This is a genomic window from Pseudomonas sp. GW821-FHT09C10 (genome assembly GCF_059418085.1).
This window is the reverse complement of the sequence record NZ_JBWKPE010000001.1, coordinates 506,165-532,719: the sequence shown is the minus strand read 5'-3', so window position 1 is coordinate 532,719 and position 26,555 is coordinate 506,165. Positions and strand designations below refer to the sequence as shown.

Below are 26,555 nucleotides of genomic sequence, written 5' to 3'. Positions count from 1 at the left end.
ATCTTCCAAACACCGAAGAACCCAATGTGGGGAGGGGGGTTGTCAGGCCTGTGGCTGCTTTTCAGCCAACTGAAACCGATACCCCACCCCATACAACGACTCAATCGGCGTTTCCCCCGGGCATACCTGTTCCAGCTTGCGCCGCAGGTTGCGGATATGGCTGTCCACCGTGCGGTCGGTGACCACGCGGTGGTCGGAGTAGAGGTGATCCAGCAATTGGTCGCGGGAAAACACACGGCCGGCGGCGCGGGCGAAGGTGTTGAGCAGGCGCAGTTCCAGGGGCGTGAGGTCCAGCGCGATGCCGTCCAGCGAGGCCTGGTAGCGGGCTTCGTCGATCAGCAGGCGCGGCGCCCCGGTGCCCAGCAACTGTGGGCTGCGGCGCAGGATGGCCTTGACCCGGGCCACCACTTCACGGGGGCTGAAGGGTTTGCAGATGTAGTCGTCGGCACCCAGTTCCAGGCCGAGCAGGCGGTCCACTTCTTCGACGCGGGCGGTGATCATGATGATCGGCACCGCGCTGAAACCGCGCAGGTCCTGGCACAGCTGCATGCCGTCACGGCCGGGCAGCATCAGGTCGAGCAGGATCAACCTGGGCTCGTGGACGCGCACGGCGGGCACCACGTGCAGGCCATTGTCCAGGCACCGGGTGGTATAGCCGGCGGCCTCCAGGTAGTCCCGCATCAGGGCGGCGAGCTTGGGTTCGTCTTCGACGATCAGGATCGGCGGCTCATCGTGCATGGTTCACAAGCTCCGGGGCAGGCGCAGGGTCAGCCACAGGCCGCCGTAGGGCGAGTGGTCGGCAACCAGGCTGCCATCGTGGGCGTTGGCGATGCTGCGGCAGATTGCCAGGCCCAGGCCGGCGCCGCCATGCTCGCGGTTGCGCGATGACTCGCCACGGTAGAACCGCTCGAACAAGCGTGGCAACTGGCTTGCGGACACGCCCGGCCCGGAGTCGAGAAAGTCGATACGCACCGTGTCGCGGTCGACCCCCACACTGATGCGCAACCTGCCATTGACGTCGGTGTAGCGCAGCGAATTTTCCAGCAGGTTGGAAAACAATTGTTGCAGCCGACTGGCATCCGCCAGCAGCTCCACGGGCTCGCGAGGCAGCTCCAGGTCGAGCTGCAACTGGCGGGCGGCGAAACGCTCCCGGTAGATCGCCAGGCTGTTTTCGAGCACGTCGTTCAGCATGCACGGGGCCTTGCGATAGGTCAGTGCGCCGATGTCCGCCAGGGACAACTCATACAGGTCATCCACCAGCTTGCTGAGCATGCCGACTTCGCCGAGCAGGGATTTCATCGTATTCGGGTCCAGGCTGCGCACACCGTCCTCGATCGCCTCCAGCTCGCCGCGCAGCACCGACAGCGGCGTGCGCAGTTCGTGGGAGACATCTGCCATGAACTCCCGGCGCATTTTTTCGTTGCGCTCCAGGGTATAGGCCAACTGGTTGAAGTCGCGGGCCAGTTGGCCGACTTCGTCGTTGGAGGCCACGGCCACGCGGCTGCTGTAGTCGCCGCTGGCCAGGCGGTGGGTGGCGGCGGCCACGCGCTTGACCGGCTCCAGTAGCGTGCGTGCGATCCACCAGGCAATCAGCATCGCCAGCAGCAGCGAGAACACGCCCATCACCAGGCTGGTGCGCAGCTGGTATTGCTGGAAGCGTTCGCCACCGGCTTCGGTCACGCTCTGGAACGGGGTCACGGCCAGCCAGCCCACGGTTTCGCCCGCGACCACAATGGGGCTCACCAGTGCATCCTCACCAATCGCGGTGTAGCCGGTGACGCGCTTGCGGTCCTTGTCGAGCAAGGCGATGCGAAACAGCGCACCGGTCAAGTCCGAGGCCAGCGGTGTACGCAGGTCATTGGTGACCCGTTCTTCGTCGGGGTCTGGGCGCATGATGTCGAACCAGCGATCCGGGCGGTTGCGCATGAACGCCCAATTGCCTTCACGCGCATAAGCACTGGCCAGGCGCGGCACCACCGTGGCCATGCGCTCCAGCGCCTGTTCATTGATATAGCCAAGAAACCCGCGGCCAAAACTCCAGCCGGTGGCCAGGCCCATGCTGAGGATGACCAGCAGCACACCGGCCGATACGGCGACAAACAGTTTGGTGGAGATACTCAACTTCATGAACAAGGGCCGTAAAAGAGTGGACCCGCCCATTTAGGGCCCCAGGGAGGAAAGATTCAACCCAGGCGGGCAATCTTCAATTTTCCTGCACATTTGCCTAGCAGCATGACGGTAAGGCTTGCACCACCCCGTCTTGCAGAGGCAACTATGTCGACCAAACTTTTCGCCAAATACCTGGTAACCGCCGCGGTTCTCCTGTCGTTCATCATTCTGGTGCTGCTTGGCGGCTGCTCGGCCGGCGACCCTGCGCCCGCAGTCGCCACCCCCGTGGTCTCGGTGATCACTGTGCAGCCCAAGCGCCAGGTCATGACCACGGAGCTGGCCGGGCGCACCCAGGCGTTTATGGTCGCCGAGATTCGCCCGCAGGTCGGCGGTATCGTGCAGCAGCGCCTGTTTGTCGAAGGCGCCGAGGTCAAGGCCGGTCAGGCGCTGTACCAACTGGATGCGGCACCCTACAAGGCAGCATTGGCTGAGGCCCAGGCGAGCCTGGCCAAGGCGCGCGCCACCTTGAAGTCGGCACAGACCACCGCCGCGCGTAACGCCCGGTTGGTGACGATCGACGCCATCAGCCAGCAAACCAACGAAGACTCCCAGGCCACCCTGCTGACCGCCGCCGCTGACGTCCAGGTGGCCCAGGCCGACCTCGACACTGCCCGCATCAACCTGGCCTACACCCGCATCAGCTCGCCGGTGGCCGGGCGTATCGAGACCTCCACGGTCACCCCCGGCGCACTGGTGGTGGCCAACCAGGACACCGCACTCACTACCGTGCAGCAACTCGACCCGATCTATGTGGATGTGACCCAGTCCACCACTGAATTGCTCGCCCTCAAGCGCGACCTGGCCCGTGGCGTGTTGCAGGCCAACGGCGACGGCGAGGCGCGCATCAGCCTCACGCTGGATGACGGCAGCACCTACAACCACGACGGCCGCCTCAAGTTCAGCGGGGTCAGCGTCAACCAGGGCACCGGCACCGTGACCTTGCGTGCGGTGTTCGACAACCCCGAGCATGTGCTGCTGCCTGGCATGTACGTGCGTGGCGTGTTGGAGCAGGCCCTGGATGACCAGGCGATCCTGATCCCGCAAAAAGCCGTAAGCCGCAGCGCCAGCGGCGTGACCTCGGTGTTGCTGGTGGTTGACGGCAAGGTCGAGCAACGCGTACTCAGCGTTGACCGCGCCGTGGGCAACCAGTGGTGGGTGACGGCGGGTTTGCAGGCCGGTGACCAGGTGATCGTCGAAGGTGGCCAGAAAGTCCGCATCGGCGCCGTGGTCCAGACCCAGGCCGCCGATGCCGGCGCCCTGGCGCAGGAGGGTTGAACATGGCGCGTTTCTTTATCGATCGACCGATTTTCGCCTGGGTCATCGCCATCGTGATCATGCTCGGCGGCGCGTTATCCATCAGCCAGTTGCCGCTGGAGCAGTACCCGGACATCGCGCCGCCCACCGTGCGTATTTCCGCCACCTACACCGGCGCGTCGGCCAAGACCGTCGAAGACTCGGTGACCCAGGTCATCGAGCAACAGATGAAAGGCCTGGACAACCTGACCTATATGTCGGCCTCCAGCAGTTCGGCGGGCAGCGCCAGTATCAGCCTGACCTTTGGCGCCGGCACCGACCCCGATGTGGCGCAGATGCAGGTGCAGAACAAGCTGCAACAGGCCGAATCGCGTTTGCCGCAGTCGGTGCAGAGCGAAGGCCTGACCGTGACCAAGGGCGGCTCGGACTTCCTGATGATTGCCGCCCTGGCCTCGGATAATCCCAGCGTCACCGGCACCCAGATCGGTGACTACATCTCCAGCACCTTGCTCGACTCCATCAGCCGTATCGACGGCGTGGGCGACGTACAGACCCTCGGTTCGGGCTACGCCATGCGCATCTGGCTGGACCCGGCGCTGCTGGAAAAATACGCGCTGATGCCGTCGGATGTGAGCACCGCGCTGGAGGCGCAGAACACCGAGGTCTCAGCCGGCCAACTCGGCGCATTGCCGGCGGTGAAGGGCCAGCAACTCAATGCCACCATCAGCGCGCGCAGCAAACTGCAGACGGCCGAGGAGTTCCGCAATGTGGTGGTCAAGTCCGGCAGCGACGGCGCGGTCGTGCTGCTCGGTGATGTGGCGAGTGTGGAGTTGGGCAGCGAGAGCTATGACATCAACTCAGCCCTCAACGGCAAGCCGGCGGCCGCCATGGGTGTTCAACTGGCGGCGGGCGCCAATGCGCTGGAGGTGGGCGAGGCAGTCAAGGCCAAGCTCAAGGAACTGGCGCCGTTTTACCCCACCGAAATGCAATTGAAGAACGTGATCGCCTACGACACCACGCCCTTTGTGAGCCTGTCCATCGAGGAAGTGGTCAAGTCCCTGGGCGAGGCCATCGTGCTGGTGGTGCTGATCATGTTCCTGTTCCTGCAAAACCTGCGGGCCACGCTGATCCCGGCGATCACCGTGCCGGTGGTGTTGCTGGGTACGTTTGGCGTGCTGGCGTTGTTCGGTTACTCGATCAATACCCTGACCATGTTTGCCATGGTCCTGGCCATTGGCTTGCTGGTCGACGATGCGATTGTGGTGGTGGAAAATGTCGAACGGGTGATGAGCGAACAGGGCTTGTCGGCCCTGGCGGCCACGCGTCAATCGATGGATGAAATCACCAGTGCACTGGTCGGCATCGCCCTGGTGTTGAGCGCGGTGTTTATTCCCATGGCGTTTTTTGGCGGTTCCACCGGGATCATCTATCGGCAGTTCTCGGTGACCATCGTCTCGGCCATGGTGCTGTCGGTGGTGGTGGCGATGACCCTCACGCCGGCACTGTGCGCCACGTTGCTCAAGCCGGGGCACGCGGTTCAACGGGGCTTTTTCGGTTGGTTCAACCGTTCCTTCGAACGCTGTTCCAGCGCCTATGAAGCGTTGGTCGGCGCTGTCCTGCAACGCTCATGGCGCAGCCTGGTGGTGTATGTGCTGATTGCCGCAGCCATGGCGGCGGGTTATGCCAGCTTGCCTACTTCGTTTCTGCCGGATGAGGACCAGGGCATTCTCATGGCGCAAATCCAGCTGCCGGTGGGCGCTACCGACAGCCGCACCCAGGCGGTGTTGCAGCAGTTCGAGGCGTACATGCTCAAGCAGCCGGAAGTCGAGGCGATGATCAGCATCAGCGGCCTGGGCATGGGCGGCAACAGTCAGAACACCGCACGGGCGTTTATTCGCTTGAAGGACTGGAGTGAGCGCTCGGACGATGCCGCCACGATTGCCCAACGTGCCACCTTGGCCCTGGCAAGCATCGGCGATGCCGATGTATTCGTGATGCAACCGCCCGCCGTGCGTGGCCTCGGCCAGAGCTCGGGGTTTGATTTGCAGCTCAAGGACCTCGCCGGTCTTGGCCACGACGCATTGGTGGCGGCGCGCGAGCAGTTCATCGCGCTGGCCAGGCATGACCCGCGCCTGCTGGGCGTGCGCAGCAATGGCCTGGACGATGCGCCGCAACTCAAAATCAGCATCGATGACCGCAAGGCGGGGGCCCTGAGCCTGAGCACCAGCGACATCAACAGCACCTTGTCCACGGCGTTGGGCGGTACCTATGTGAACGACTTCCTTAACCAGGGCCGTGTGAAGAAGGTCTATGTGCAGGGCGAAGCCAGCACACGAATGCAAGCGGCCGATCTGGACCACTGGTTCGTGCGCAACAGCAACGATGAAATGGTGCCGTTTTCGTCATTTGCCAGCAGTGCCTGGAGCTATGGCTCGCCGTTGCTGGAGCGCTACAACGGCACATCCTCCCTGGAAGTGGTCGGCGACCCGGCGCCCGGCGTGAGCTCCGGCGCGGCAATGGACGCGGTGGAGGCGATTGCCCGGCAACTGCCCGATGGCATCGGCTACGAGTGGACCGGCCAGTCGTACCAGTTGCGTCTTTCCGGGTCCCAGGCGCCGTTGCTGTATGCGGTGTCCATCCTGTTTGTGTTCCTGTGCCTGGCCGCGTTGTACGAGAGCTGGTCGGTGCCGTTCTCGGTGATCCTGGTAGTGCCCCTGGGTATCGTCGGCGCGGTGTGGGCCACTCGCTTTACGGGGTTGAGCAATGACGTGTACTTCCAGGTCGGCCTGCTGACCACCGTAGGGCTGGCAGCGAAGAACGCGATCCTGATCGTCGAGTTTGCCAAGCACCTGCAGGAGCAAGGCAACAGCCTGCGCGAAGCGACGCTGATCGCCGTGCGCCAGCGTCTGCGGCCGATCCTGATGACGTCCCTGGCCTTCATGTTCGGCGTGCTGCCCCTGGCCGTGAGCAGTGGCGCAGGTTCCGCCGGGCGCCGGGCCATCGGCACCGGTGTGCTGGGCGGCATGTTCAGCGCCACGGTGCTGGGGATCTTCTTTGTACCGCTGTTTTTTGTGTTGATCCGTCGCCGCTTTGGCCGTGTCAGCACGGCGCCCATTGTCGAAAAAGGTGACGCATGACCCGCTTTCTCTTCCCGTTAGTGGCCGCAGTGGTCTTGAGTGGCTGCATCAACCTGGCGCCACACTACCAGCAACCCGAGGCACCGGTGCCTGGCGAATGGCAAGCGGGTGTGCAGGGTGAGGTGCCGGCCGACATCCAGTGGCAGCAGTTCTTTACCGACCGCCGCCTGGCACACCTGCAAACCCTGGCCCTGGCCAATAACCGCGACCTGCGCCTGGCCAGCCTGAATATCGAGAAGGCCCAGGCGCAATACCGCATCCAGCGCGCAGCGGCGTTCCCGACCCTCGACGCCAGCGTCAGCGGTACCCACAGCCGCACGCCGGGCTCGCTGTCCAGCAGCGGTACGGCCGTCACCAGCCATGACTACAGCGCGCAATTGGGCCTGAGCAGCTATGAGGTCGACGTGTTCGGCCGCGTGCAGAACCTGCAGGACGAAGCGCTGGAAGACTACCTGGCGCTGACCGAAACCCGGCGCAGCACGCAAATCAGCCTGGTGGCCGAAGTGGCCACCGCCTGGCTGACCCTGGCCGCCGACAACGAGCACCTGCAACTGGCCGAAGAGACCCTGGCCAGCCAGCAGTCCACCTACGAACTGACCCAGCGCAGCCACGCCCTGGGTGGCTCCACGGCGTTGGCCGTGGCCCAGGCGCAAACCACCGTCGAATCGGCGCGGGTCGATGTGGCCGAGTATCAGAGCCAGATCCTCCAGGACCGCAACGCCCTGCGCTTGCTGGTCGGCAGCGACATCCCCGACGCCTTGCTGCCCGACGCCCACCTGCGATCGGCAGCGGCGTTGGTGCAGGTGCCGGCCGAGCTGCCGTCGAGCCTGTTGCAGCGGCGCCCCGACGTACTGGCGGCGGAGCACAGCCTCAAGTCCGCGAACATCGACATTGGCGCGGCACGCGCGGCGTTTTTCCCCAGCATCAGCCTCACCGCGAATGCGGGCTCCGCCAGTGCGTCACTGTCCAGCCTGTTCAAGGCCGGCAGCGGCGCGTGGACCTTCGCCCCGAGCATCAGCCTGCCGATCTTCGATGCCGGCAGCAACCGCGCGACCCTGGATGCGGCCAAGGTCGAGAAAGAGATCCAGGTGCAGACCTACCAGCAAACCCTGCAAACCGCATTCAAGGAAGTCGCCGACGCCCTAGCCGTGCGCAGCACCCTGGACCAGCGCCTCACCGCCCAGCAAGCGCTGACCGAGGCGAGCCAAAAGAGCTACGACCTGTCCGACGCGCTCTACCGCGCCGGCTCGCAGAGCTACCTCGAAGCCCTGGATTCCCAACGCTCGCTGTACAGCGCCCAGCAGGACCTGATCACCCTGCGCCTGGCGGAGCAGAGTAATCGGGTGAGTTTGTATAAGGTGATGGGGGGAGGGTGGCAGTAGGCAAAGGCTATAGGGCGGCGGATTGTGCCGCCTGCAACACCCGCAGCAAATTCCCGCTCCAGATATTCGCGATCTGCACCTCGCTATACCCCGCATCCAGCAACCGCTGGGTAATCACCGGCAATTGGCTCACATCGTCCAGCCCGCTCACGCCACCGCCGCCGTCCCAGTCGGCACCGATGCCGACGTGATCCGGGCCGGCCACTTCCAGCAGGTGCAACAGGTGCTTCATGAACACATCGAGGTTGGCCTTGGGTTGGGCGAAGCGCTGGTTGAGGCTGTCGCGTTCCTGATAGAGCGCCTTGACCTGCTCCGGGCTGAGGGCGGCAAGGTTGTGGAAGCGTGCGCCGAGCGCGGCCATGGCTTTGTTGCGGTCCGGGTTGGGCGTGAGGGGGATCAGGTAGTCGCTGTAGGCGTTGACCTGGATCACCCCGCCCTTGGCTGCCAGTTGGCGCACGCGGGCGTCGTCGAGGTTGCGCGGGTGCGGGTTGACCGCGCGGCTGCTGGAGTGGGAGGCGATGAGTGGGGCGCTGGACAACGCCAGCATCTGGTCGAACACCGCGTCGCTGGCGTGGGACACGTCGAGCAGGATGCCCAGGCGGTTGGCCCGTTGCACCAGGTCGCGGCCCTTGGGGCTCAGGCCTTTCCATTCCGGCAGCGCGGTGGCCGAGTCGGCCAGGTCGTTGTTCATGAAATGCACCAGGCCGAGCATGCGCAGGCCTTGGCGGTAGTAAGTGTCGAGCAACTCGGGATCGGAGCTGAGCGGGTCGGCGTTTTCCATGCTGATAAACACCACGCGCTTGCCCTGGGCCGCGATACGCCGGGCGTCGGCGGCGGTCAGGGCCAGGGCGAAGCTGTCGGGGTTGCGGTCGATCACATCGCGGATGCGGGTGAGGGTGGCCAGGCCATAGGCGCTGGCGTAGGCGCGGCCTTCCTCGGTGCGTGGGCCCTGGGGGGTGTAGATGGCGAAGAACCCCCCATCCAGGCCGCCTTCGCGCATGCGCGGCAGGTCGACCTGGCTGCCGTCCTGGCGATAGTCGTGGCGCTCGAGGATGTTCCAGCCGGGGCGGGTCAGGGTCAGCGGCGTGTCCAGGTGGCTGTCCAATACCAGCAGGCGTTGGTGCAGGGCCAGGGTGGCGGGGCTGACGGCGGTGTCGGCGTGGGCCAGCAGTGGCAGTAGGGCGAGCAGCAGCAGGCGCGTGTTCATGTTCAGAACTCCATGCTCAAGGTGCTTTGGAAGGTGCGCGGCGAACCCGGGCGGAACACCGCGGGGCCGCTGGTGCTGGTGAGGATGTAGCCCAGGTAATCCTTGTCGAACAGGTTGTCGACGTTGAAGCGCACCTTCACATTCTTCAGCGGGCCGTAGTGCAGGCGCTCGCCCCCCAGATCCAGGTAGGCGTTGTAAAGGGTGTAGCCGGGCACCGATTCACTGTTGGTGAAGTTGCTGTAGCGCTCGCCGATATAGCGTGCCGAAAAGTTCAGCAGTGCCCATGGCGCCAGCTCATAGGTAACCCCGGCCTGGGCCAGCCAGCGCGGGCTGTCGGGCACCTCGTTGCCTTTGATCGAAAGGCCGCCGGCGTCGTTCCGGAACGTGGAGGTGTTGTAGGTCAGGTTGCCGTTGAGCACCACCTTGTCGGCCAGGACCGGGGGTTTCCATTGCCCGCTCAGCTCGCTGCCGTAGGCCTGCACCTTGCCGACATTCTGGTAGTAGGTTTCCACCTGGCTGCTACCGGGCACGGCTGAGGCGAAGGCTTGCAGGCGGTTGTCGAAGTCGGTGCGGTACAGCGCCCAGGCCGCGTTGAAGGTCGGGCGGTTGATGCGATAGCCCACCTCGTAGTTCTTCGCCCGCTCCGCCTCCGGTGGCGGCGCGCTGGGGCTGGCCGCGCGGAAGATGTCGTCGGCGCCTCGGGGCAGGGCCATGTTTTCCGAATAGGAAGCAAATACCTGAGTGTCATCGGTGAGGTTGTAGACCAGCCCGGCCTGGGGCAGGAAGGCGTCGTTCCACTGGGTGGCCAGGCGCGGCTGGCGGTCGTTGATGTAGTCGCCGGCGTTGCGATAGCCCTCGATGCGGTACTTGAGGTGCAGGCTCTTGAAACCGAACTGCAGGCGCAGGCGGTCGTCGAGCAGGGTCCAGGTGTCCTTGAGGTGGTACTGCAACGAATTGCGCGTAGAGCTGAAATCCCCTTGCAGGTGCACCGGTTCATTGAACAGCGGCTCGCCGGCCGGGCTGCCGTCGGTGAGGTTGTAGCGCGCCTGCTGGCGGTTGAACACATCGGTCTCGGCCCACACACCGGTGTCGATCTGGTGCTGGCCGATGTCCCATTGCAGCCCGGTGCGCCCGCCGAAGCGATGGCCGCTGAGGGACGACAAACCGTATTGCACGCCCCGTGGGGCAAACAGGCCATCCACGTTGCTTTCGGCGTTGTGCAGCGCCAGGGAAGTGGCGTAGGCCTCGGGGGACACGCCAAAGCCTTTCTTGGCCTCGTAGTAGAGGGTGGTGTAGTTGAGCAGGTCCGGGCGGATCTCGAACTGGCCGCCCAGGCTGTACAAGGTGTCGCGGCGCTGGTTCACCGCCTGTTTGTAGAACTGGTTGTAGTGGGTGTTGCTGTAGCGCACGCCGGGCACGCTCTCGGGTAAGTCGGGCAGGCTGCCGAGGTAGGCGAAGTAACGGCCCGAGCGACCGAACGGGTCATTGGCGCTGCCGTCGTACTGGGCGCTGCTCACGTAGGGCGAGTCGTAGTCGTAGAACGCGTTGTGCACGGCGCGCAGCCACACCTCGTCACGTTCACCGAAGCGATAGCGCACCTTGGCTTCCAGGTGTTCACGGTCGATGGTGCCGGGGCCGCGCCACAGGTCGCCGTCGATTTTCGAGCGGCTGAAATACGCCGACAGGCCCTGGTACTCGCCGCTTTGCAGCTTGACGAAACTGCGCCGCAGGCTGTCGCTGCCGAGGGTATAGGACAGGCTGGCGCCCGGCTCGAGGGTGGGGTTGCTGGTCTGGTAATCCACATATGGGCCCAGGGACGCATAGCCCGATTGCGACACGTCGCCCGCGCCGGTGGAGGCGGTGACCCGCTCGGTGTTTTCATTGTCGACGTAGCGATAGATCGGGCTGCCGCCGAACTGATCGGTACGGCCCAGTGGCACACCGTCGATGGAAAAGCCGATCTGCTGCAGGTTGAAGGCGCGCACGAATACCGAGTTGCCGAACTCATACAGGCCCAGCGCATCGTTGACCTGCACGTTGAAACCGGGCAGCGCCTCGAGCATTTTCAACCCCGAAGTGCCGGCCGGCGCCGACAGCAACGCCTGGTGCGAGATACTCAGGGTATTGCTGATCTTGTCTTCGCCGATGGCGGCGCTGGCTTCGGTCACGCGGGCACCGACCACCTCGACTTTGCTCAGTTGCGGTTCGTTGGAATCGGCGGCCTGCGCCGCCCAGCTTGAATCGGCGACCAGCAGGCTGGCCAGCAGGGTCTTGCGGTACTGAGCAATCATTGTCTGTCCTTGGCAAAGGTGTGGCGTTAAAGCCCGGCGTGGGCTTGGGCGAGAAACTCGGGCTGGGCCCACTCGTGCACGCTGAAGTCGTTCTGCAGAAAGCCGCGTTGCACCAGGAAGTCCTTCTTCAGCTCCAGGGCCGCCAGGTTCTGCGGCGCCAGGTTCGGCACAAAATCCAGCTCGGCAATGGCGCGGCGGATAAACCCGGCGTCAGGCAGGAAGGTCACGCGGGTGAACAGCTCGGCGGCGGCGTCGCGGTGCTGGTTGACCCAGCGCCCGGCGCGGATCGCGGCGCGCAGGAACGCCACGACCACCTGGGGATGCTCTTCGGCAAAGGCACGGTTGACGGTGGTCGCGTAGGGGCCGTTGTGGTTTTTCAGGGTCCAGTCCGGGTAGCGTTCCAGGTCTTCGATTACCGTGAATTCACCGCTGGCGAGCAGCGCCGGCACATGTCCGGCCGCGACATGCAGCGCATCCACACGGCCTTCGGCAAGGGCCTGCACCTCATGCCCGGGTTTGCCATGCAGCCCATGCAGTTGCGACCAGAACGCCGAAGGCCGCACGGCCGGCAACAAGGTCTGCGGGTCGCCTTCGTCCTCCAGCTCGATCAGGCGCACTTGCGACGGCTCCAGCCCGGCCAGTTGCAGGGCATTGAACAGGCCATGCTCGGCCAGCGCCTTGAGCACATCGACCCGCGCCGTGTTGCGGCTCACCGGCACGCCGATGCGCTTGCCGAACAGGTCGGCGACCTGGCGGATACGCCCCTCGGCACGCACCAGGATCTGCCCGGCGCGTTGGGTGGCGGTGCTGGCCACCAGCAACGTATCGGCCTGGTCGGCGCGCGCCCACAAGGCCGGCACCGCGCCGCCATCGCGAATCAAGCGGGCTTCGCCATGGGTGAAGTGCGGCAGCCAACCGAGGTTGTCGGGCAGTGAGCGCAGGTAGATCGCGTCGGCGCCGACGCGTTGGTATTCCTCGTCCAGCCAACCGAGTTCAACGGCAATATTGGACGCGACCAGCAGCGGGCAAATGCTGTAGTGGGTGGGCAGTGTTTGGCTCATGGCAGACTCCTTGGGGAATGGGGGGTGGCGCTCAGGCGTTCGAGGCCTTGTTGCAGGTCGGCGAGCAGGTCCTCGACCGCTTCAAGGCCCACGTGCAGGCGCAGCAGCACGCCCGCTTCAATCTGTGCCGAAGGGTGGCGCTGCTGTTGGCGAATCAGGCTCTCGAAACCGCCCCAGCTGGCGCCCATGGCGAACAACTGCAGGCTTTCCAGGAAGGCCTTGGTTTGGGGCTCGAAGCGCGGCTTGAGGACCACGCCGAACAGCCCGGTGGAACCGAGGAAGTCGCGCTTGAACAGGTCGTGCCCAATGGCCCCCGGCAGCGCCGGGTGCAGCACCTGGGCCACTTCGGGACGCTGTTGCAGCCACTGCGCGACGGTGAGCGCCGAGCGCTGATGCTGGCGCAGGCGTACAGCCAGGGTGCGCAGGCCACGCAGGCCCAGGTAGGCGTCGTCGGCGCTGGCGATATAGCCCAGTTGGCGGACGGTCTCGCGCAGCGTCGAATACAGGGTTTCAGTGGTGACGATCACGCCGAGCATGGCGTCGCTATGGCCCACCAGGTACTTGGTGGCGGCATGAATCGAGATGTCCACGCCGTGGGCGAACGCCTTGAAGAACAGCGGCGTGGCCCAGGTGTTGTCGAGCATCAGCAGTGCGCCGTGGGCATGGGCGGCAGCGGCCAGGGCGGGAATGTCCTGGACCTCGAAGGTGCTCGAACCGGGTGCTTCGGCGTACACCAGGCGCGTATTCGGGCGCAGCAAGCCGGCGATGTCGGCGCCGAGCATCGGCGCGAAGTACGTGGCCTCAATGCCATAGCGCGGCAGGATCTGGTCGAACACCTGGCGCGCATGCCAATAGCAGTTGTCGGTCACCAGGATATGGTCGCCGGCCCGCGCCACCGCCAGCACCGCGCCGACAATCGCCGCCAGGCCGCTGGGCATGATCAGCCCGCGAAAGCCGCCTTCCAGCTGCGCCACGGCGTCTTCGAACGCGGCCGTGGTGGGGTTGCCGTTACGGCCGTAGATATGCCCGCGATAGTGCGGGTCGGCGGCCTGTTGCAGGTGGTTTTCGAGGGTGCCGGTGTCGGGCCAGATAAAGGTCGAGCTGCGATACACCGGGGTGTTGACGCTGCCTTCGTGGCTGGCGGGGTCGCGTCCCAAATGGGTCAGCAGCGTATCGTCATGCATAGGGTCAGTGCTCATGTGCGCTCCAGCCGTTTGGCCAGGCGGGAGAGGGGGTAGATGTAGACAAAGAAGGCGATGAACACCAAGCCGTAGGCGGGCAGCAGCAGGTCGTTGCGCAGTTGCGTGGACAGGTGCGATTGCACGGTGGTCATCAGCTCTTCCACCCCCAGCAGGTTGGCCAGGGAGGTGGACATGGTCACCGCGCAATACAGGTTCATCCACGGCGCCATCAGGCTCGGCAGGGTCTGCGGGATGATCACGTGGCGCAACGCCTGGCCGTGATGCATGCCCAGGGCCTGGGCGGCTTCCCATTGCCCCATCGGCACCGCGCGTACGGCGCCGCGCACGATCTCCGAGACATAGCCCACAGCGGGCAAGGCCAGGCCCAGCGCGACCTTGAGCCAATCCGGCAATTGCCACCAGCGCCCGGCCCAGTGCACTTCATAGGGCAACAGGTAGGCCACATAGAACATCACCACCAGCCACGGCAGGTTGCGCAGCAGGCGGCTCAGGTGCCCGGCACCACGGCGCAGGCGCGGCCGGGCGCTGACCTGCAGGCTGCCGAGCACGACACCGGCCAGCGTGGCCACCAGCATCGCGGTGACGCCCATGAGGATATTCAGGCCGAAACCTTGCAGCAGCGCCGGCGCCCACTGCCACAACAGCGCAGGCCAGGACGGTTCAGGCAGCATCGGGCAACTCCTGGCCTGGCAGGCGCAGGTGGTTTTCCAGGCGGCGCAGCAGCCAACTGCTGGCGCCGATCAGCAGCAACCAGACCAGCAACAGCACCTGCATCATCTCGGCGACGTTGAAGTTGTCCGACCAGATCCGATTGCTCGCATAGAGCAATTCCGGCACCGCAATTGCGTAGGCAATCGAGGTCGACTTGATGGTTTGCACCACCGTATTGCCCATGGCCGGCAGGCTGTTGCGCAGCGCCAGCGGCAGCACGATATGGCGCAGTACCGTGGCGCCCTGCATGCCGAGGGCGGCGGCCGCGTCGAGGGTGGCGCGGGGCACGGCATCGATCCCGGCGCGCAGGTTCTCGGCCTGGAACGCGCCGCTGTGCAGGGCGATCACGATGATCGCCCATTGCGTGCCGTTGAGCAGCCGCACACTGGTGTCGTCCGCCAGCGGCAGCCAGGCGCCGACGCCGAAGTAGAAAAAGAACAGCTGCACCAACAGCGGCGTGTTGCGAAACAACGCGACGTACCCCGCGCTCAACCGGCGCCACAGCGAGCGGCGCGAACCCAGGCCGGCAGCGCCCCACACACCGATCGCCAGGGACAGCGCAATACTTGCCACCGACAGCAACAGTGTCAGGCCCAGGCCGAGCAGGAAGCGCTGGCGGTCCATCGGGTCCCACAGGATGCTCAGCGACAGGCCATGCTGTTCCAGCCACAGGCGCAGGTTGAACTCACTCATGGCTGGCTCGCGCATGCTGCTGCGCTACCCAGGCATTCGGCGCCAGGCCGTAGCGCTGTTCCAGGCCGATGATCACGCCCTGGGCATGCCAGCCTTCGACAATACTCGACAGCGCCGCCAACAACGCCGGCTGGCCCTTGCGCAAAGCAATGCCCCACGGCGCCGGGTCCTGGCCCGGCAGCTTGACCTCGTAGTCGGCCCATTCCGGCTGGCGCGCCAGGGCGCTGTACAACGCATCGTCACCCATCGCCCCCAGGCAGCGGCTGTCGGCCACCGCCTTGCGCACTTCGGCCGTGCCGTTGAACGAGGCGAACTGCACGCCGTAGCGCGTTTCAAACGGGCGCACCCACACACTGGTGGCGGGCGCACACAGGGTCTTGCCGCGCAGGCTTTGCCAGTCCGGCACGGCGGTACTTTTCGGCGCAAACACCGTGGCGGCCGAGCTGTAGAAACCGGGAACGGCAAAATCCACTTCGCGCCGCCGTGCGGGGGTGTCGAGCAGGGACGTGACCAGCACCTCGCAACGGCCCTGTTCGAGGAACAGCAGGCGGTTGAGCGGATTGACTGGCACAAGTTGCAGCGTGAGCGGCTGGCCGACCTTGGCAGACAACTGCTGTTGCAGGTCGACGATCAGGTCCAGGATCAACCCAGCGGGTTTGCCTTGGGCATCGAAGGTCTTGAAGGGGGGGAATTCGTCGCTGGTGCAGACGTTGAGGGTGCCACGGGATTGGGCCCGTTCCAGCAGGGGTTCGGCGTGGGCGTGGAGTGCGCCGAATGCAAAAATAACCAACAGCGCCCGCTGCCAAAGTGACCTGTCGTAAGGGCCGGAGGCAAGTCGAATCGTCGCACCGCCCCTTCCACTTTTATCAGGGCGATGAGCGAGCGCACTCATGTCGCACTCCAGCCCAGGCGCGACCGCTGCGCCGCGCCGCTGGGAAAGGGCTGCGGCGTACCGAGCTGCTGCGCCAGGAAGGTCAGGTAGGCCGCTTCTTCCAGGTTCACCAACAACCGCGTCGCCGCCAGCACGTCCCGCTCCGACCACGCAAACGGCCCGTGATTGGCCAGCAACGCCGCCGGCGCACGCGGATGCTCGCGTAACGCCGCCACCACCGGCTCCGGCGCATACCGCGGCCCCCACGCCGTCAGCGGCACCTCCTGGTCTTCATCCAGAATCCCCAGCAACTGCGTGGCATGGGGGCGCAACGCTCGCCCGGCAATCGCGAAGGCGGTGAGGTACGGCGAGTGCGTGTGAATCACCGCATTCACCGAGGGCCGCTCGCGGTAGATCGCCACGTGCAGCGCCGCCACTTCCTTGAGGTTGTCGGTGAGGCTGCCCTGGCTGTGTTGCAGGTCGAAGTCGACAATCGCCGCCACGCCACTGTCGGCGCCGCTGAGCGAGGCAATCACCAGCCGTGCTTCGCCGGGAATACGCAGGCTGATATTGCCCGCCTCATTGCTCGACAACACCTGGTGCTTGATCAGCAGTTGCTTGGCCAGGGCAAAGTCGTGTTCGAACACTTGGGTAAAACGCACAGGATCAAAGCTCATGGGAACTCCTTGGTTGAGTCAGAAGCGGTAGTCGGCTTTCACGTAGTAGAAGGCGCCTTCGGCACCGGCCGGGGAGATGCTCTGGTAGGCCACGCGCCCGCCGACAAAGCGGTTGGCCACGTCGATCTTGTCCGGGTAGCTGTCGAAAATATTGTTGCCGCCCAGGGTCAGGGTGAGCGCCTGGTTGATGTCGTAGGACAGGCTGGCGTTGCTCACCCATTGCGCCGAAAAGGTCTGGTCGCGGGCTTCGCCAAGGTTGGAATCGAGGGTGTAGGTGCCGTAGCGAATCGTGTTGACGCTCGCCTGCCAGGCGCCCTTGCGCCAGTCGGCACCGAGGATCAGCTTGCTGTTGGGCGAGGCGCTTTCCACATAGCTCAGGGCTTCGCGATTGATCAGGGTGATGCCGGTGCCGGCCAGCGGGCCGGGGTTGTCCTTGATGTCGGTGACCTGGGTCTTGCTGTAGTTGAAGGCGCCGTTGAGGGTCAGCTGGCTGGCGTCGGCCAGGTCCAGGCGATAGTGGGCGGCGAGGTCCACGCCGCTGGTCTTGGTGTCGAGTGCATTGGTGAAAAAACTCACCCCGGAGTAGTTGCCATAGCCTTGGTTGGCGAGGATCTGGCTGACCTGGGTGCCGCTGAGGGTTTCCGACAGGGCAATGCGGTCCTGGATGCGGATGTGGTACGCATCGAGGCTGACACTTGCACGCTCGAGCGGCTGCCAGACCACGCCGAGGGACAGGCTGGTGGATTTTTCCGGCTTCAGGTCACTGGCGCCCAAGGCGCGGGCGACCGGGGTGTTCACGCTGACGGTGCCGACCTGGTAGGCGGTGGGGTCGCCGGCCTTGAACTCGGTCTGGGTCGCCGAGGTGCCGATCTGCCCCAGGGTGGGCGCGCGGTAGCCGCTGCTGAGGGTCGAGCGCAGGCCCCACTGCGGGGTGAAGTCGTAGCGCGCGGAGAATTTGCCGGTGCTGGTGGTGCCGAAATCATCGTAGTGCTCGCTGCGCCCGGCCAGGCCCAGTTGCAGTTTGTCGGTGACTTGCTGCTCCAGGCCCAGGTAGCCGCCGAACACGTGGCGGGCATAACGGCCTTCGTCGCTGTCCTGGGTGCCGGGGAAGCCCTGGGCGCCGCCGGCACGGGCGGGCAGGGCGCTGCCGTGGGTCCAGGAGGCGAGGTCGCCGGCGATCACTTCATAGGCTTCGTTGCGCCACGCCAGGCCGCTGGAGAACACCAGCGGGCCTGCGCCCCAGCCGACCTTGAATTCCTTGATATGGTCCAGCCCGACGTTGGTTTGCTCATTGACCAGCGCACCGGCATTGAAGCTCGTGGGGCTGGCGGTGCCGAGGCTGGCGTTGAGCGAATCGCTGAGGTGATAGTCGATGCGATTGCGCCCGTAGTTGGCACTGAGGTCGAAGCTGCCAAGTTGCTCATCGCGGATCTTTACGCCGCCGGTGACCGAGGCATCCCGCGAGCGCACGTCGAGCAGTGGCAGGAAACCGTTGGGGTACACGGCTACCAGGTTGTTGGGGTCGATGGGCCGGCGAAAGGTTGCCTGGGATTCGCCGGTACGGTCCTGGTAGGTGGCGAAGCCGTACAGGTCGACCGTGTCGCTCAGGGACAGGCCGCTGTTCAGCGCCAGGTTCCAGTCCTCGAGGCCCGGCGAGCCGTAGCGCCAATGGCGGTCGGCATCCGCTTCACGGGCGTCGCCGCTGGGGTAGAACTGCCGCCCATCGGTGCCGCCGGTGGAGGTGCGTTCGCTGCGCAGGCCTTCGCCGCTGAGGGTGAGAAAACCATCGCCGGGCAAGGTGAAACCGCTCCAGCCGCCCACCGACCGGCGAAAGCCATCGCCCTTGGTGTACTGGCCGAAGGTGCTTTGCACGGCGCCGCCGTGGTCCTGCTCCTTGAGCACGATATTGACCACCCCGGCAATCGCATCCGACCCGTATTGGGCCGAGGCGCCATCGCGCAGTACTTCGATATGGTCGACGGCGCTGACGGGAATCGTCGACAAGTCCACCGCCTGTGAGCCACGCCCCAGGGTGGCCTTGGTGTTGACGAACGCCGAGGCATGCCGACGCTTGCCATTGACCAGCACCAGCACCTGGTCGGCCGCCAACCCACGTAACGACACCGGCCGCTGCGACGACACGCCATCGGTGCCGTTGACCTGCGGGTAGTTCACCGACGGAACCAGGGTTTCCAGGGCCTTGGCCAGGTTATCGGTGCCGGCGCGCTGCAGTTGCTCGCTGCTGATCACATCCACGGGGGCCGCGCTTTGCAGCGCGGTGACGTCGCTGCGTCGGGTGCCGATCACCTCCACGGATTTCAGGCGTGGCGCCAGCGGTTCGCTGTTGGCCGCCGCTGCCGGGCTGGCCAGTCGATGGATCAACACTGCACCGCTGGCCGTCTGGCTGAAGCCCAACGAGGAGCCGCCCAAGGCAATGCCCAGCGCCTGTTCCTGGCTCAGTCGGCCCTGGATCGCGCGGCTCCCCCGGCCTTCCACCAGCGGCGGATCGAAGGCGATAGGGTGGCCGCTTTGCTGGGAGATGCTCAGCAGCACCTCATCCAGGGGGCCTGCGGGGATATTGAAGTCAATCACCCGCTGTACCGTCGCCGCGTCGTTTTGCGCCAACGCCAGGCTCGGCACTGTCAGCCCGCCCATGGCCAATGCACACGCCAAAGGCGCCAGGGTGAATCCTGTTTTCAACATGTGAATCTGCTCCGGGTCGTGATGTTCTTTACGACCTTGAGCAACTTCGCGTGTGGATTTTCACTACTAAGTTAGAACGATTAGTTGGGTGTCTAGATGATTTAGTTGCGCTTATAAGCTTCGATCAAATGGGTCTAAGTGCGCAGTGAAAATATAAGGGACTATCTGCACAAGGGTACTGACAACCAGAACGGGTTGTCCGCGCAAAGCATACAACGTTCACCGCGATGAACGTGTACGGCGGTCTGCACGCTTACGGAGAAGCTCATCAGGAGACAGATGCCCATGTCTGAAGTGCAAGTTCTACAGGTTCATGTCCAACGACCTAGCCGTTCGGTCAGTTGTGGCGAAAAAACGTTTCAGCTTAGCCTTCTCGCAGTAATCAAAGGAGGAGATTGCTATGTCTGAAGCCCTGGCTATTCGTTGCGAAAACACCGTGCCGCGCAGCATGGTGCACCGTGCCGCCGTCAGCGAAGTGTTCCTGACCGGCGCGGAACTGGTAAAGGAAGGACACTTTCGCTGCAGCGCCCAACTACCGCGCACCCACAGTTACTTCAGTGAACATACCCACCGCGCCGCCCACTACGACATGCTGTTATTGCTGGAAGTATTCCGCCAGGCGTCGATTTATATCTCCCATGCGTTCCTCGACGTCAGTGCCCAGGACAAGTTTATCTACCTGGACAGTGTGACCCGCGTGACCGACCGGAGTTTATTGGTGGTGGGGGATCGTCCGGCATCCGCCGAGATCGATGTCTACGTGGTGGATGAATACCTGCGCCACGGCGAGCGCAGTGGCGTGACCCTGAACATGTCCCTGAGCATCAATGGCGAAGTGGCTGCACGCCACGAACGCATGAGCATTCGCTGGATGAGCGGCGCGGCCTGGAACAAGATGCGTGCCCGTGGCCTGGCGGCGATTCCCGCCAACGCCGATCCATTGGCACAGTTGCCGCCACCCTTGAGTCCATCCGCCGTAGGGCGTCACTGGCTGAACAATGTGGTGCTCGGCCGTGAACTGGAGCAGGGCGCCGCGACGCTGGTGGCGCCGCTGATCGTCGACCTGAACAACCCGGCGATCTTCGACCACCCCCTCGACCATATCCCCGGCATGCTGTTGCTCGAAGGCTTCCGCCAAGTGGCGCTGGTGGCGGCGGACCGGCAGTTGCAGGTCGGGCCCGAGCAGTTGCTGTTATCCAGCTGCCATGTGGTGTTCACCCGCTTCGGTGAGTTTGGTTTGCCAACCCGGGTCCGTGCGGACCTGACCTCCCTGGCCCGTGACGAACACGGTCGCATCACCTTGGCGCTGGAGGTCGAGCAGGGCGGTGCGGTGATTGCCACCGCTGAGCTCGAGTTGCTGCCGCTGGTCGCCAGCCAACCCTTGGCCCTGGTGGCGGGAGGTGTGCGATGAGCGACCTGCAATTTATCTGGTTCGATTTCGGTGGCGTGCTGTCGCCGCCGATTCCGGCGCTGTTCGAGCAATACCAGGTCAAGACCGGCCTGGCCCCGCACGTGCTGCAACAGGCCATGGGCGATGTGGCCGATGAGTTGGGCGTGCCCATGCTCGCGCCGGTGGAGAGTGCCTTGCTCACCGAGCGCGAGTGGGGCGAGCGTCTGGCGCAGGCTCTGCGCCGCCGTGACCCGCAGGTCGATTTATCCCGCGCTCATCTGCACACCTTCGGCGCGCAATGGTTCGCCGGGGTGCCGGCCAATGCGCCGCTGGTGGCCGCCGTGCGCGCACTCAAGCGTGCCGGTTTTCGCGTCGGCATCCTCACCAACAACGTGGTGGAGTGGGAGCGGCATTGGCGGGCGATGGTGGGCCTGGATGAGGTGGTGGACCTGATTGTCGATTCCAGCCAGGAGCGCAGCCGCAAGCCGGAGTCGGCGTTCTTCCAGGTGGCGACCGCGCGCTCGGGCGTCGCACCGCAGCACAGCCTGTTGATCGACGACGTCGCGGAAAACATCGAAGCCGCCGCCGCGCTCGGCTGGCAAGTGCTGCACTTTATCGACAACCACCAGGCGCTCGCGCAGCTGCAGCGCCTCACCGGTGTCAGCCTGTTGCAACCTGCCGTGGAGCCTGCCTGATGAATATCGCCGTGATCGCCAGACCCGAGGTCACCGTGGCGCGCATCCCGCAGTTGGATGCACCGCCGGCCTATCAACCCGCCAGCCCCGCCAATGGCCTGCCGAGGATTCTGCTGCCCAGCGGCCACCTGGCCTTTCACCTGACCCGTTACGAACACGTGCAGGCGTTGCTGCTGGATAACCGCGCGATACGCGCGCCGTGCAACGAAGAAGACGGCGCGAGCTTTTTGCCGACCATCACGCCGCCTGAACTGTTGCTCAACAATGACATCCCCGACCATGGTCGCCTGCGCAAAGTGGTGGCCCGGGACTTCAGCCCCAGTGGCGTGGCGTTGCTGCGCGACAAGGTCGAACACGCCACCCATGAACGCCTCGATGTACTGCAACGCCAGGCGCCCGGTGCCGACCTGTTTGCCCAGGTGCTTGACCACATCCCCGCTACCGTGGATTGCCAGTTGCTCGGTATCCCCTTGAGTGACCGTGAGTATTACCGGCCCCTCAGCCACACCGTGCAGGTGGCGTCGGACGCGGATGTGCCGGATCTGCTGAACCAGTTCTGGGGCGTGTACAACTACCTGACGGACCTGGTCACCGGTGCGCGGCCCACCGATCCCGATGGGCTGATCCAGCGCTTCGTCGCGACCCGTGCCGACAGCGAGCCGCCGCTCAACGACAAGGAGCTGGTGGGCATCCTCCTGGGGGTATTGATCGGCGGCGACCAGAACATCCTCACCGTGTTGACCAAGTCGGTGTACACCCTGTTGGCGGCCCCCGAGCTGTGGCAGCAATTGGTCGACGATCCGGGGCTGATCCCGGAGGCGGTCGAGGAGCTGCTGCGCCTGATTCCCCTGGGCACCATCTCGACCTTCCCGCGCCTGGCCAGCGTCGACCTGGAAGGGCCGTGGGGGCTGATTCCCGCAGGCAGCATCATTTACGCCGATGCGTTTGCCGCCAACCGTGATCCGGCGGCGTTCCCCGAGCCCTTGGCGATCCGCCTGGACCGCAAAGGCGCGCGGCATTTGCAGTTCGGCTACGGCATGCACAACTGCATGGGCGCCGCCCTGGCGCGCCTGGAAATCACCACGGTGCTGCAGATTCTCGTGCAGCGCTTCCCGAACCTGCGCCTGGCGGTGCCGGCGGACCAGGTGCCCTGGGTCGACGGCATCATCCTGCGCCGTCCTGCCCGCTTGCCGGTGCACGGCTTCACTTCAACCTGACCTTGGAAGGACCCATGAAAACGACCTTTGCCGATACGGCTTTACTGACCATCATCCTGCTGGCGATCTTCGTCGTGCCCAGTTCCATCTCGGGTACGGCGCTCGCGTTGCCGGCCATCGGCGCCGACATCCAGGCGCCGTTGACCAGCCTGCAATGGGTGGTCAATGCGTTCAACCTGGCGTTTGCCTGCTTCACCCTGGCGTGGGGCGCGCTGGCGGATCGGCTCGGGCGCAAACGCTGTTTTGTCGCCGGCGCTTCGCTGTACGTGGTGGCCTCGGTGCTGTCCGCCGTGGCCGAGAGCGCCTGGCTGCTGGATGCGGCGCGGGGGCTGGCGGGCATCGGGGCGGCGGCGATCTTTTCCTGCGGCATCGCGATTTTGTCCACCCACTTCAGCGGCCCGGCGCGGCTGCGCGCGTTTGCCCTGTTCGGCACCGTTGCCGGCCTGGGCGTGAGCCTGGGCCCGACCTTGTCCGGCCTGCTGCTGGACAGCGTCGGCTGGCGCGCGATTTTCTGGGCCCATGGGGTGACCCTGGTGATCGTGCTGCTGGGCAGCCCGTTGATTACCCGCGATGGCGTGCTGGCTGAGCGCACCGCGCGCTTCGATGTGCCGGGGGCGACGCTGTTTGTGCTGGCATTGCTGGCGCTGATGGTGGCGATTGTGCAGGGCTCGCAGTGGGGCTGGAGCAGCCGCGGTGTACTCGGCCTGGTGGCGGTCGCCGTGGTGTTGCTGGCGGTATTCACCTGGCAGGAGCGCCGCCACCTGCAGCCGATGCTCGACCTGTCGTTGCTGGCGCGCGGGCCCTTCGTCGGCCTGGCGCTGGTCACCGTGGCGGCGTCGTTCGGCTTTGTGACCTTGCTCACGTACCTGCCGAGCTACCTGTTCGGCGTGCTGCAATTGAGCGCGACCCATGCGGGCCTGGCGATGTTGCTGTTGACGGTGCCGATGCTGTTTTGCCCGATCCTGGCGGGCAAGTGGGCGGCACGCGGGGTGTCGGCGATCGGCATTCTCAAGGCCAGTCTGATTGCGTTGCTGGTCGGTGTGGTGGCGTTGGCGCTGGTCAGCCAGGTCGGTGTGGCGCTGTGGCAACTGGCAGTGCCGCTGTTGCTGGTGGGCATCGGCATGGGCCTGTCGGCCGGGCTGGTGGATGGCCTGGCGCTCAAGACCGTGCCGGAGCAGAAGGCCGGGATGGCGGCGGGCCTGCTCAACACCTTCCGCCTGGGCAGTGAGGCGATTGCGGTGGCCTTGTATGGCTCGCTGCTGGCGACCTTGCTCGACAGCCAGTTGCGCGGCACGCTGAGCCGCCTGGCGCCCGACCCGGCGACCCTGCAACGCTGGATCGACGACGTCGCGGCCGGCAACCTCACCGGTTCCCTGCAAACCCTGGGCACGGAGCAGGCGGCGACGGTGCACAGCCTTTTTATCGGCGGCTATGACAGCGCCTTCCATGGTGTGCTCTGGGCGCTGGCGGTGATCCTGCTGGTGCTGACCGTGGTGGTCACCTGGCTGGTACGCCCATTGCGCGAACAGGAACGCAGCGAGGCGCAACTGGCCACGCACTGAGCCACGCGCCGTACCGCCTGCGACAGCCGCAGGCGGTGCTTTGGCGTGCCCGTAAAAGCGCGGAAGGTTATGCAAAAAATGCAGCTTGATGGCTTTTTTTATTCTTTTATCTGGTGATGCTCCCTGGGGCAAACTGGACTCACCTGCCCGGACGCAGGTCTACCTCAAACCGACAGGCCCACCACCACTTGTCCGCTGGCGTGTGCAGTCCATGAAGATTATGGACCTATGGACCCGAATGCTTTGCTCAAGACCCGCCTTATCGGCCAGATTTTCCAGCAGCACTACAGCTGGTTGTGCGCGCGTTTGTCGTACCGCACCGGTTGCAGCCACAGCGCCGAGGACATCGCCGCCGAGACCTTCCTCAAGGTGTGGATGCTGCCCGACCCCACGGCCATTCGCGAACCGCGCGCGCTGCTGACCACCATCGCCCAGCGGCTGATGTACGAGAGCTGGCGCCGGCGCGACCTGGAAAAAGCCTACTTGCAGATCCTCGCCGATGTGCCCGAACACGTGCACCCATCGCCCCAGGAACAGCTGATTCTGATCGAGAGCCTGCTGGCCATCGACCGACTGCTGGACGGCCTGTCGGGGCAAGCCAAGGCGGTGTTCGTGCACAGCCAGTTGGACGGCATGACTTACACGCAGATCAGTGAACGCCTGGGCCTGTCCCTGGGGCGCATCCACCAATTGATGACCCAGGCCCTGCGCGCCTGTTACCTGGGGTTGAGCGAGTGAGCAAACAGCCTTTGAACGACCCGGTGGCCGAGGAAGCCATCGGCTGGCTGGTGCAGATCCAGTCCGGCGACTTCAGCCCCGCCCAGCAGCAGGCGCTGGATGAATGGCGGGGCACCTCGGCCCATCATCGCCAGGTATACGCGCAACTGCTCGCCGGCCTGGATCAGCTCAAGGCCTCACCCTGGCGCGGGCGCTCCAGCGCGCAGTTGCTGCGTAGCCTGGAGCAACCCAACAGCCGTCGCGCTTTCCTGCGCACCAGCCTGTGCGCGCTGGGATTGGCGGCGGGCGCGGGGTGGGGCTGGCGTTTTGAAGACGCGGGGCAGACCTACGCCACCGGCACCGCCGAGCGTCGCACCTGGCAACTGGCCGATGGCAGCACCCTCAAGCTCAATGCCCGCAGCGAGGTGGTCTCGACGTTGGCCGGGGACGCGCACAGCCTTGAACTGCGCACCGGCGAAATGCTGGTGAACCTGCTGCGTCCGTTGCAGGTCAAGACCCGCGCCGCCCACATCAGTGCCACCACGGGCCGCCTGATGCTGAGTGAACAGGGCGGCGCGATGCGCCTGGTCACCCTGGATGCCGATGCGGTGCTGCACTTCGACGGCGGTGCCCAGCAACGGGTGGCCATGCACCAGAGCACGCTGTTCGACCACCAGCGCATCCTCACCCAAGTGCCCATGGCCGCCACCGAAACCGCCTGGCTCGACGGCTGGCTGGTGGTGCGCAACCAGACGCTGGCCAGCGTGGTGGAAGCGATCCGGCCCTACCGCAAGGGCATCGTGCGCCTGGATGCCGCGGTGGCGCAGCTGCGCGTGAGTGGCCGGTTCCCGCTGGATGATGCGCGCCAGACCCTGGAGGCCTTGGAGCAAAGCTTGCCGATCAGGGTGACGCAGTGGGGTGGGGTGCTGGTGTTGATCGGGGCGCGGGCCTAGGGGCCGGCCAGGCGCATGGATTGCTGAAGACGACCCCGCCACGCTGGCTGCCGGGGTTATTTCATGTCCCTTGCCTGCACGCCTCATTCATTCAGAGCATCCGGCGCAGCACGTCGTTGCGCGGATCGCGGTCGTAGAAGCGATGCTTGAGGGCGCCTGCGACATGCAGCACGATCAGCACCAGCAGCGTGTAGGCGAGGACTTTGTGCAGCCACTGGAACACCGCGAACCAATCGTCATTCTTCGGCAACAGCTCCGGCAGGTTGACCCCGAAAAAGAACACCCCGTCGCTCATCGTAAAGGTGCTCGACATGGAGTAACCCATCAGCGGCACGATCACCAGCAGGACATACATGACGCGCTGCGTCAGGCGTGACAGGAAGCGTTCATACCCGGCCAGGGTTTCCAGCGGCTGCGGCAGCCTGGGGGTACGAAAGCGCACGGCGAGCTGAGTCAGCACCACCAGGAACGTCAACACCCCGAAGGACTTGTGCCACGGGTAATAGAGCTCGAATTTGCTCGCCACCTCATCATTCATGCCGGTCATATGCCAGCCTGCCCAGAGCAGGCCCAGCACCAGTACGGCCCGCAGCCAGTGCAACAGGCGCAGGGACGTCGGGTAGCGATCGATTGTCGGTTGATCCATTGGGTTCATATCAGGCT

At 65.0% G+C, this 26,555-nt stretch carries 21 protein-coding genes; 9 read left to right on the top strand and 12 right to left on the bottom strand.

What is annotated here, in order from left to right; translation table 11 throughout:
• Positions 1–42 precede the first annotated feature (42 nt).
• Both AC07OT_RS02435 and AC07OT_RS02430 read right to left on the bottom strand, forming a co-directional pair.
• Positions 43–738: a response regulator gene (locus AC07OT_RS02435; protein WP_065941668.1), complete on the bottom strand. Its 696-nt coding sequence runs from the start codon at positions 736–738 to the stop codon at positions 43–45.
• A gap of 3 nt (positions 739–741) precedes the next feature.
• On the bottom strand, positions 742–2,160 hold the full coding sequence (locus AC07OT_RS02430) for an ATP-binding protein (RefSeq protein ID WP_495107344.1): 1,419 nt from the start codon (positions 2,158–2,160) through the stop codon (positions 742–744).
• A gap of 114 nt (positions 2,161–2,274) precedes the next feature.
• Here AC07OT_RS02430 and AC07OT_RS02425 point away from each other — a divergent pair, with 114 nt between their 5' ends.
• From AC07OT_RS02425 to AC07OT_RS02415, 3 genes are read left to right on the top strand one after another with little or no spacing between them, the layout of a single operon-like run.
• On the top strand, positions 2,275–3,444 hold the full coding sequence (locus AC07OT_RS02425) for an efflux RND transporter periplasmic adaptor subunit (protein WP_495107343.1): 1,170 nt from the start codon (positions 2,275–2,277) through the stop codon (positions 3,442–3,444).
• Positions 3,445–3,446: 2 nt separating this feature from the next.
• Positions 3,447–6,560, top strand: a complete 3,114-nt coding sequence (locus AC07OT_RS02420) for an efflux RND transporter permease subunit (RefSeq protein WP_495107342.1) — start codon at positions 3,447–3,449, stop codon at positions 6,558–6,560.
• Positions 6,557–7,942 (top strand): efflux transporter outer membrane subunit, encoded by a 1,386-nt coding sequence (locus AC07OT_RS02415; protein WP_495107341.1) that lies wholly within the window; start codon positions 6,557–6,559, stop codon positions 7,940–7,942. The genes AC07OT_RS02420 and AC07OT_RS02415 overlap by 4 nt, the downstream gene beginning before the upstream one ends.
• Positions 7,943–7,949: 7 nt before the next feature.
• On the opposite strand, the gene AC07OT_RS02410 is transcribed toward AC07OT_RS02415, so the two are convergent.
• From AC07OT_RS02410 to AC07OT_RS02370, 9 genes are read right to left on the bottom strand one after another with little or no spacing between them, the layout of a single operon-like run.
• Complete coding sequence (locus AC07OT_RS02410) at positions 7,950–9,149, bottom strand: dipeptidase (protein ID WP_495107340.1); 1,200 nt, start codon at positions 9,147–9,149, stop codon at positions 7,950–7,952.
• Positions 9,150–9,151: 2 nt separating this feature from the next.
• The gene (locus tag AC07OT_RS02405; RefSeq protein ID WP_495107339.1) at positions 9,152–11,440 is read right to left on the bottom strand and encodes a TonB-dependent receptor; all 2,289 of its coding nucleotides are present in this window, start codon (positions 11,438–11,440) and stop codon (positions 9,152–9,154) included.
• A 26-nt stretch (positions 11,441–11,466) separates the two neighbouring features.
• On the bottom strand, positions 11,467–12,501 hold the full coding sequence (locus tag AC07OT_RS02400; protein ID WP_495107338.1) for an ABC transporter substrate-binding protein: 1,035 nt from the start codon (positions 12,499–12,501) through the stop codon (positions 11,467–11,469).
• Positions 12,498–13,700, bottom strand: coding sequence for a cystathionine beta-lyase (metC, locus tag AC07OT_RS02395; protein ID WP_495107337.1), 1,203 nt, complete (start codon positions 13,698–13,700; stop codon positions 12,498–12,500). The genes AC07OT_RS02400 and metC overlap by 4 nt, the downstream gene beginning before the upstream one ends.
• Positions 13,697–14,374 carry an amino acid ABC transporter permease gene (locus AC07OT_RS02390; RefSeq protein ID WP_495101485.1) on the bottom strand — a complete coding sequence of 226 codons (678 nt, stop codon included), beginning with the start codon at positions 14,372–14,374 and terminating at the stop codon, positions 13,697–13,699. Before AC07OT_RS02390 ends, metC begins: the two co-directional genes overlap by 4 nt.
• Positions 14,364–15,107: an amino acid ABC transporter permease gene (locus AC07OT_RS02385; RefSeq protein ID WP_495107336.1), complete on the bottom strand. Its 744-nt coding sequence runs from the start codon at positions 15,105–15,107 to the stop codon at positions 14,364–14,366. Before AC07OT_RS02385 ends, AC07OT_RS02390 begins: the two co-directional genes overlap by 11 nt.
• The gene (locus AC07OT_RS02380) at positions 15,100–15,999 is read right to left on the bottom strand and encodes a transporter substrate-binding domain-containing protein (protein ID WP_495107335.1); all 900 of its coding nucleotides are present in this window, start codon (positions 15,997–15,999) and stop codon (positions 15,100–15,102) included. The genes AC07OT_RS02385 and AC07OT_RS02380 overlap by 8 nt, the downstream gene beginning before the upstream one ends.
• A complete protein-coding gene (locus AC07OT_RS02375; protein ID WP_065927401.1) occupies positions 15,996–16,655 on the bottom strand; it encodes a class II aldolase/adducin family protein in 660 nt (219 codons plus the stop codon). The genes AC07OT_RS02380 and AC07OT_RS02375 overlap by 4 nt, the downstream gene beginning before the upstream one ends.
• 18 nt (positions 16,656–16,673) lie before the next feature.
• Entirely contained in the window at positions 16,674–19,358 is a 2,685-nt protein-coding gene (locus AC07OT_RS02370; RefSeq protein WP_495107334.1) for a TonB-dependent receptor domain-containing protein, read from the bottom strand.
• A 400-nt stretch (positions 19,359–19,758) separates the two neighbouring features.
• Here AC07OT_RS02370 and AC07OT_RS02365 point away from each other — a divergent pair, with 400 nt between their 5' ends.
• The 6 genes from AC07OT_RS02365 to AC07OT_RS02340 all read left to right on the top strand — a co-directional run bounded on the left by AC07OT_RS02365 (position 19,759) and on the right by AC07OT_RS02340 (position 25,892).
• A complete protein-coding gene (locus AC07OT_RS02365; protein ID WP_495107333.1) occupies positions 19,759–20,769 on the top strand; it encodes a ScbA/BarX family gamma-butyrolactone biosynthesis protein in 1,011 nt (336 codons plus the stop codon).
• Positions 20,766–21,443, top strand: a complete 678-nt coding sequence (locus tag AC07OT_RS02360; protein WP_495107332.1) for an HAD family hydrolase — start codon at positions 20,766–20,768, stop codon at positions 21,441–21,443. The genes AC07OT_RS02365 and AC07OT_RS02360 overlap by 4 nt, the downstream gene beginning before the upstream one ends.
• Positions 21,443–22,660 carry a cytochrome P450 gene (locus AC07OT_RS02355; RefSeq protein ID WP_495107331.1) on the top strand — a complete coding sequence of 406 codons (1,218 nt, stop codon included), beginning with the start codon at positions 21,443–21,445 and terminating at the stop codon, positions 22,658–22,660. The genes AC07OT_RS02360 and AC07OT_RS02355 overlap by 1 nt, the downstream gene beginning before the upstream one ends.
• Positions 22,661–22,674: 14 nt before the next feature.
• Positions 22,675–24,222, top strand: coding sequence for an MFS transporter (locus AC07OT_RS02350; RefSeq protein ID WP_495107330.1), 1,548 nt, complete (start codon positions 22,675–22,677; stop codon positions 24,220–24,222).
• A 228-nt stretch (positions 24,223–24,450) separates the two neighbouring features.
• A complete protein-coding gene (locus AC07OT_RS02345) occupies positions 24,451–24,960 on the top strand; it encodes a sigma-70 family RNA polymerase sigma factor (RefSeq protein ID WP_065927404.1) in 510 nt (169 codons plus the stop codon).
• On the top strand, positions 24,957–25,892 hold the full coding sequence (locus AC07OT_RS02340; protein ID WP_495107329.1) for a FecR family protein: 936 nt from the start codon (positions 24,957–24,959) through the stop codon (positions 25,890–25,892). The genes AC07OT_RS02345 and AC07OT_RS02340 overlap by 4 nt, the downstream gene beginning before the upstream one ends.
• A 91-nt stretch (positions 25,893–25,983) precedes the next feature.
• Here AC07OT_RS02340 and AC07OT_RS02335 read toward each other — a convergent pair whose 3' ends face one another.
• A complete protein-coding gene (locus AC07OT_RS02335) occupies positions 25,984–26,547 on the bottom strand; it encodes a cytochrome b (protein ID WP_027606691.1) in 564 nt (187 codons plus the stop codon).
• Positions 26,548–26,555 lie beyond the last annotated feature (8 nt).

Coding starts and splice junctions, on each gene's coding strand:
- AC07OT_RS02435 (WP_065941668.1), bottom strand. CDS start 738: ATGCACGATGAGCCGCCGATCCTGATCGTCGAAGACGAACCCAAGCTC.
- AC07OT_RS02430 (WP_495107344.1), bottom strand. CDS start 2,160: ATGGGCGGGTCCACTCTTTTACGGCCCTTGTTCATGAAGTTGAGTATC.
- AC07OT_RS02425 (WP_495107343.1), top strand. CDS start 2,275: ATGTCGACCAAACTTTTCGCCAAATACCTGGTAACCGCCGCGGTTCTC.
- AC07OT_RS02420 (WP_495107342.1), top strand. CDS start 3,447: ATGGCGCGTTTCTTTATCGATCGACCGATTTTCGCCTGGGTCATCGCC.
- AC07OT_RS02415 (WP_495107341.1), top strand. CDS start 6,557: ATGACCCGCTTTCTCTTCCCGTTAGTGGCCGCAGTGGTCTTGAGTGGC.
- AC07OT_RS02410 (WP_495107340.1), bottom strand. CDS start 9,149: ATGAACACGCGCCTGCTGCTGCTCGCCCTACTGCCACTGCTGGCCCAC.
- AC07OT_RS02405 (WP_495107339.1), bottom strand. CDS start 11,440: ATGATTGCTCAGTACCGCAAGACCCTGCTGGCCAGCCTGCTGGTCGCC.
- AC07OT_RS02400 (WP_495107338.1), bottom strand. CDS start 12,501: ATGAGCCAAACACTGCCCACCCACTACAGCATTTGCCCGCTGCTGGTC.
- metC (WP_495107337.1), bottom strand. CDS start 13,700: ATGAGCACTGACCCTATGCATGACGATACGCTGCTGACCCATTTGGGA.
- AC07OT_RS02390 (WP_495101485.1), bottom strand. CDS start 14,374: ATGCTGCCTGAACCGTCCTGGCCTGCGCTGTTGTGGCAGTGGGCGCCG.
- AC07OT_RS02385 (WP_495107336.1), bottom strand. CDS start 15,107: ATGAGTGAGTTCAACCTGCGCCTGTGGCTGGAACAGCATGGCCTGTCG.
- AC07OT_RS02380 (WP_495107335.1), bottom strand. CDS start 15,999: ATGAGTGCGCTCGCTCATCGCCCTGATAAAAGTGGAAGGGGCGGTGCG.
- AC07OT_RS02375 (WP_065927401.1), bottom strand. CDS start 16,655: ATGAGCTTTGATCCTGTGCGTTTTACCCAAGTGTTCGAACACGACTTT.
- AC07OT_RS02370 (WP_495107334.1), bottom strand. CDS start 19,358: ATGTTGAAAACAGGATTCACCCTGGCGCCTTTGGCGTGTGCATTGGCC.
- AC07OT_RS02365 (WP_495107333.1), top strand. CDS start 19,759: ATGTCTGAAGCCCTGGCTATTCGTTGCGAAAACACCGTGCCGCGCAGC.
- AC07OT_RS02360 (WP_495107332.1), top strand. CDS start 20,766: ATGAGCGACCTGCAATTTATCTGGTTCGATTTCGGTGGCGTGCTGTCG.
- AC07OT_RS02355 (WP_495107331.1), top strand. CDS start 21,443: ATGAATATCGCCGTGATCGCCAGACCCGAGGTCACCGTGGCGCGCATC.
- AC07OT_RS02350 (WP_495107330.1), top strand. CDS start 22,675: ATGAAAACGACCTTTGCCGATACGGCTTTACTGACCATCATCCTGCTG.
- AC07OT_RS02345 (WP_065927404.1), top strand. CDS start 24,451: ATGGACCCGAATGCTTTGCTCAAGACCCGCCTTATCGGCCAGATTTTC.
- AC07OT_RS02335 (WP_027606691.1), bottom strand. CDS start 26,547: ATGAACCCAATGGATCAACCGACAATCGATCGCTACCCGACGTCCCTG.